The organism is Pseudomonas sp. CM25, from assembly GCF_013179705.1.
Lineage (GTDB): Bacteria > Pseudomonadota > Gammaproteobacteria > Pseudomonadales > Pseudomonadaceae > Aquipseudomonas.
The window spans coordinates 1-5,560 of the sequence record NZ_JABMCW010000337.1; the positions used below are offsets into that span (position 1 = coordinate 1).

At 63.1% G+C, this 5,560-nt stretch carries 5 protein-coding genes; 2 read left to right on the plus strand and 3 right to left on the minus strand.

Features of this window, described 5'->3' with window-relative positions; translation table 11 throughout:
* The first annotated feature begins 162 nt into the window (after positions 1 to 162).
* Positions 163 to 729 (plus strand): RNA polymerase sigma factor SigX, encoded by a 567-nt coding sequence (gene sigX / locus HP546_RS24825; protein ID WP_003248665.1) that lies wholly within the window; start codon positions 163 to 165, stop codon positions 727 to 729.
* Positions 730 to 840: 111 nt separating this feature from the next.
* The gene (locus tag HP546_RS24830) at positions 841 to 1,875 is read left to right on the plus strand and encodes an OmpA family protein (RefSeq protein ID WP_172230820.1); all 1,035 of its coding nucleotides are present in this window, start codon (positions 841 to 843) and stop codon (positions 1,873 to 1,875) included.
* 70 nt (positions 1,876 to 1,945) lie between these two features.
* On the opposite strand, the gene HP546_RS24835 is transcribed toward HP546_RS24830, so the two are convergent.
* The 3 genes from HP546_RS24835 to HP546_RS24845 form a co-directional block, all read right to left on the minus strand.
* Positions 1,946 to 3,616, minus strand: a complete 1,671-nt coding sequence (locus HP546_RS24835) for a bifunctional protein-serine/threonine kinase/phosphatase (RefSeq protein WP_172230823.1) — start codon at positions 3,614 to 3,616, stop codon at positions 1,946 to 1,948.
* A gap of 9 nt (positions 3,617 to 3,625) precedes the next feature.
* Positions 3,626 to 4,837 carry a NarK/NasA family nitrate transporter gene (locus HP546_RS24840; RefSeq protein ID WP_172230826.1) on the minus strand — a complete coding sequence of 404 codons (1,212 nt, stop codon included), beginning with the start codon at positions 4,835 to 4,837 and terminating at the stop codon, positions 3,626 to 3,628.
* Between the two features lie 194 nt (positions 4,838 to 5,031).
* A partial coding sequence (locus tag HP546_RS24845) for an ANTAR domain-containing response regulator (protein WP_172230829.1) occupies positions 5,032 to 5,560 on the minus strand: 529 nt, incomplete at its 5' end.

The window sequence follows — 5,560 nt, forward strand, 5'->3', positions numbered from 1 at the left end:
TATCGCTGTCCAACCGCGAGCTGCTGGAACAGCGTGTCAATAGCCGCTAACCGCACAAAAGCTGTTAATGTATGCCGCCGCGAAAATGACCCACGGGGTCTCGCGGCGACATTGACCTGACTGTCGGCCAGATCCGTTTTGAATAAAGTTCATTCGCCGCCCATGCGTTATGACCCCCGCGAGCTCACCGATGAAGAGTTGGTGGCGCGTTCGCATGAGGAGCTGTACCACGTTACCCGCGCCTATGAAGAGCTCATGCGGCGCTACCAGCGAACCCTGTTCAACGTCTGTGCGCGTTATCTGGGGAACGACCGGGACGCGGACGATGTCTGTCAGGAAGTGATGCTGAAAGTGTTGTACGGGCTGAAGAACTTCGAAGGCAAATCCAAGTTCAAGACATGGCTCTATAGCATCACCTACAACGAGTGCATTACCCAGTACCGCAAGGAGCGCCGTAAACGCAGGCTGATGGATGCCTTGAGTCTGGACCCTGTTGAAGAGGCGTCCGAAGACAAGGCACCAAAACCTGAAGAAAAAGGCGGGCTGGACAAATGGCTGGTGCATGTGAACCCGATTGACCGGGAAATCCTGGTGCTGCGTTTTGTCGCAGAGCTGGAATTTCAGGAAATTGCCGACATCATGCACATGGGCCTGAGCGCAACGAAAATGCGCTACAAGCGCGCGCTAGACAAGCTTCGTGAGAAATTTGCTGGCCTCGATGAAACTTAGTGGCGTGCAAATATCTCTAACGCAGCGGTGAGTTCTGCTAGACTTGCCGTCGAGTTGTCCCCCTTGTTTGTGGTGGGACTGCTTAACTATCACCAGATGGGGATTTAACGGATGAAACTGAAAAACACCTTGGGCTTGGCCATTGGTTCGCTTGTAGCCGCCACTTCGATCGGCGCTATGGCACAAGGCACAGGCGCTGTAGAAGTCGAAGGCTTCTACAAGAAGGAATTCTTCGACAGCCAGCGCGACTTCAAGAACGACGGCAACCTGTTCGGCGGCTCGATCGGTTACTTCCTGACCGACGACGTTGAACTGCGTCTGGGCTACGACGAAGTTCACAACGCTCGTGGCGAAGACGGCAAGAACATCAAGGGCTCGAACAGCGCCCTGGACGCCGTTTACCACTTCAACAACCCGTATGACGCCATCCGTCCGTACGTTTCCGCTGGTTTCTCGCACCAGTCGCTGGGCCAGACCGGCCGTGGCGGTCGTGACCACTCCACCTTCGCCAACGTTGGCGCTGGCGCCAAGTGGTACATCACCGACATGTTCTACGCCCGTGCCGGCGTAGAAGCTCAGTACAACATCGACCAGGGCGACACCGAGTGGGCCCCGAGCGTTGGTGTTGGCCTGAACTTCGGCGGTAGCCCGAAGCAAGCTGAAGTCGCTCCGGCTCCAGTTGCTGAAGTCTGCTCCGACTCCGACAACGACGGCGTTTGCGACAACGTCGACAAGTGCCCGGACACCCCGGCCAACGTTACCGTTGACGCTGATGGCTGCCCGGCTGTTGCCGAAGTGGTTCGTGTTGAGCTGGACGTCAAGTTCGACTTCGACAAGTCGGTCGTCAAGCCAAACAGCTACGGCGACATCAAGAACCTGGCTGACTTCATGAAGCAGTACCCACAGACCACCACCGTGGTTGAAGGTCACACTGACTCCGTGGGCCCAGACGCTTACAACCAGAAGCTGTCCGAGCGTCGTGCCAACGCTGTGAAGCAGGTTCTGACCCAGCAGTACGGCGTAGAATCTACCCGTGTTGACTCGGTTGGCTACGGCGAAACCCGTCCGGTTGCTGACAACGCCACCGAAGAAGGTCGCGCTGTTAACCGTCGCGTTGAAGCGCAGGTTGAAGCTCAGTCCAAGTAATTGGCCTGACGTTTCATGAAAAACCCGGCCTCGGCCGGGTTTTTCTTTGCCTGCGATTTGGGTTGCCTGCTCAGCCCTTGAGCAGGGTAAGCAGCAGTATCAGGTTGATCAGCAAGGACAGCAGGGCCAGGGTGCGCCACACTTTCAGCGGTTCGCGCTCCAGCAATGGCCGTGGCCGGTCGGGCAGCTCCTGGCGGTCACCGCGTTCGAGCAGCAGCAGCCAGTGTTCGGCAGTTTCGTAGCGCTGCGCCGGGTCGGCAGCCACCGCCTGCTGCAGGTTGTGCTGCAGCCATTCCGGCAGATCGGGGCGGTAGCGGGCGGCATTCACCGGCTGGCCGAAGCGCGGTCGCTGGAATGCTTCCACCTCGCCATAGGGGTAATGACCGGTCAGCAGGTGGTACAGCGTCACGCCCACGGCATACAGGTCCTGGCGCGGGCTGGGCGGTAGGCCTTCGAATGCGTCCGGGGCGATGTACGAGGGCGTGCCCGGCAACGTGTGCAAAGGGTCTTGGGACAGCCCCGGGCAGTACGCCAGGCCGAAGTCCAGCAGGCGCAGCTGGCCATCGCTGCCCAGGTGCAGGTTTTCTGGTTTGATATCGCGGTGCAGCACATTACGCCGGTGCAGCACGCCAACTGCATGCAACAGCTGCCGGGCGATTTCCAGCCACTGGGTGAGGGGCAGCGGGCCGTGCTCGGCCTGCAAAGCGGCCAGGCTCTGGCCGGGGTATTCGCGCATCACGTAGTACAGGTGCTGACGTTGGCTGGCGGGGTGCAGCTCGGGGAAGTGCCGGCCAGCGACCCGGCGCAGGAACCACTCTTCCAGCAGCAGCCCTTGCGCCGCGCCAGGCTCGTGCTCGCGCGCGGCGGGCAGGGTCTTGAGCAGCCAGGCGTGCCCTTGGCCGTCACGTACCCGGTACAGCAGTGACTGGTGGCTGTGCGCGAGCAGTTGCTCAACGCCCCAGCCGTCGATCACCTGGCCTCCGCGCAGCGGGCCCGGCAGCGGCCATTGCTGCAGTTGCGCCAGGGTATCGCCCAGGTTGCTGGTGCCCAACTGTTCGACCTGCACCAGCAAGGCACTGGCGTTGTCCTGGCTGCCATTGAGGAGTGCGCTGGCGACCAGGGTGTCGACGGCCACTTGCAGGTCGGGTTGTTCGCGCAGCACCGCCTGGATGTGCTGGTCGCCCAGGCTGGCCCAGACGCCGTCGCTGAGCAACAGAAAGCACTCGCCCGGCTGCAGTTCGCCCTCCAGGTAATCCACCAGCAGGTGTTGGTCCAGGCCCAGCGCGCGTTTCAGCACATGCTGCATGCCGGGTTGGTCCCACACATGGTCTTCGCTCAGGCACTGCAAGTGCCCGGCGTGCCAGCGGTATGCGCGGCAGTCGCCGACATGGGCCAAGGTGAAGCGCCGGCCACGCAACACCAGCGCACTGAGCGTGGTGAGCAGTGGCTGGCCGCTGCCCTGGGCACGCAGCCAGCGGTTCTGTGCCAGCAGCAGGCGGTCCAGTGCCTGGGCCACGCTCCAGGTGGCCGGGGTGGCGTAATAATCCAGGGCCAGCGCCTGTAGGGTGGCGCGTGCAGCCAGGCCGCCGTCGGCGCATTGGCTGACACCGTCGGCGAGGGCGAACAGGTAGCCTTTGCTGGCAGCCAGCTCCGGCGCCGGGGTTACCAGGCGCAGGGCGTCCTGGTTTTCCGCGCGCGGGCCGGTGGCGCTGGCCTGGGCAAAGCTCAGTTGCAGACTCATCGGCGTGCCTCAGACCCGTGCTGCGGTAACCGCAGCCGAACCCCAGGTGGTACGCCAGCGCTGTTTCACCCCATGCAGGCCGAACCAGGCCAGCAGGCCCAGGCTGGCGAACAGCCACAGCGCCAGCTGGTAGTCACCGGTGTGCTGCTTGATGGTGCCAAGCCCCGCGGCCAGGAGGAAGCCGCCGATGCCGCCGGCCATGCCGATCAGCCCGGTCATCACCCCGATCTCCTGGCGAAAGCGCTGCGGTACCAGCTGGAATACCGCGCCGTTGCCGGCGCCCAGGCCGAGCATTGCACTGATGAACAGCGCCAATGCAGCGGCCGCGCTAGGCAGGTTGAAGCCGACTGCGGCGATGCAGATGGCCGCCACGCCGTACATGCCCAGCAGCGTGCGGATGCCGCCAAAGCGGTCGGCCAGGGCGCCACCGAGCGGGCGCATCAGGCTGCCGGCGAACACGCAGGCGGCGGTGTAGTAACCGGCAGTTACCGGACTCAGGCCGTACTGGTCGCTGAAATAGCCGGGCAGGGCGCTGGCCAGGCCGATGAAGCCGCCGAAAGTGACACTGTAGAAGAACATGAACCACCAGCTGTCACGGTCGCCCAAGGCCTTCAGGTAATCGGCCACCGCTTTCGGCCTGGGCCGTTGCGGGGCGTTGCGCGCCAGCAGGGCGAACACCACAAACGCGATTGCCAGCGGGATGAGTGCAAAGCCGAACACATTGTTCCAGCCAAAGCCTGCAGCCAGTACCGGGGCCAGCAGCGCCGCGAACACTGTGCCGGAGTTGCCGGCACCGGCGATGCCCATGGCCTTGCCCTGGTGTTGCGGCGGGTACCACTGTGAAGCCAGCGGCAGCGACACGGCGAACGAGGCACCGGCAAAGCCAAGGAACACGCCCAGCAGCAGCGCCTGCTCGTAGCTGTGCACGCCCAGGTGCCAGGCTGCAGCCAGGGCGACGATGACCACCACCTGGCCGATCAGCCCGGCGGTCTTGGGTGACAGGCGGTCGACCAGCACGCCCATGGCGAAGCGCAGGATCGCCCCGGCCAGTATCGGCGTAGCGACCATCAGGCCCCGTTGTTGTGCACTCAGTTGCAGGTCGGCGGCAATCTGCACCGCCAACGGGCCCAGCAGGTACCAGACCATGAAGCTGAGGTCGAAGTACAGGAACGCGGCGAACAGGGTGGGCACATGCCCGGATTTCCAGAAGCTGGTACTCATCGAACACCTCACTCGGCAATGCAACGGAACGAAAAAGACGCCGCTACCCGCTCCAGGGGGATGGAGGGGAGAGCGACGTCTTTGTCGGGATCAGGTGGGGCAACCGCCGTTGGTTACCGGTGAGGGTTATCGAGCAAGAGATGGGCCAACTTTTCGCGTGTGCTCGCCTACGGATTTTTGCGACATCTAATGCTCTACCCCAACATCTCATGCATCGCAATGATCTGCTCCGCCACCTGCACCAGCTTCTGCTGCCGGCTCATGGCCTGGCGCCTCATCAGGGTGTAGGCCTGCTCTTCATTGCAGTCTTTCATTTTCATCAGCAAGCCCTTGGCCTGCTCGATCCGCTTGCGCTCGGCCAGTTGCTGGTCGCGCGCCAGCAACTGGGCCCTCAGCGCCTGGTCACTTTCGAAACGGGCCATGGCCACATCCAGGATCGGCTGCAGCCGCGCCGCATGGATGCCTTCGACGATATAGGCGCTGACCCCCGCCTGGATCGCCTGGCGCATCACCTGCGGGTCGTGCTCGTCAGTAAACAGCACGATCGGCCTGGGCTGGTCGCGGCTGACCAGCACCACCTGTTCCATCACATCGCGGTCCGGGGAGTCAGTGTCGATCAGCACCACGTCGGGGCGCACCGTTGCGACGCAGGCGGGCAGGTCGATGGTCAGGCCTGGGGCTTCGGTAACCTCGAACCCGGCCTCGCTCAGCGCCGCCTTGAGG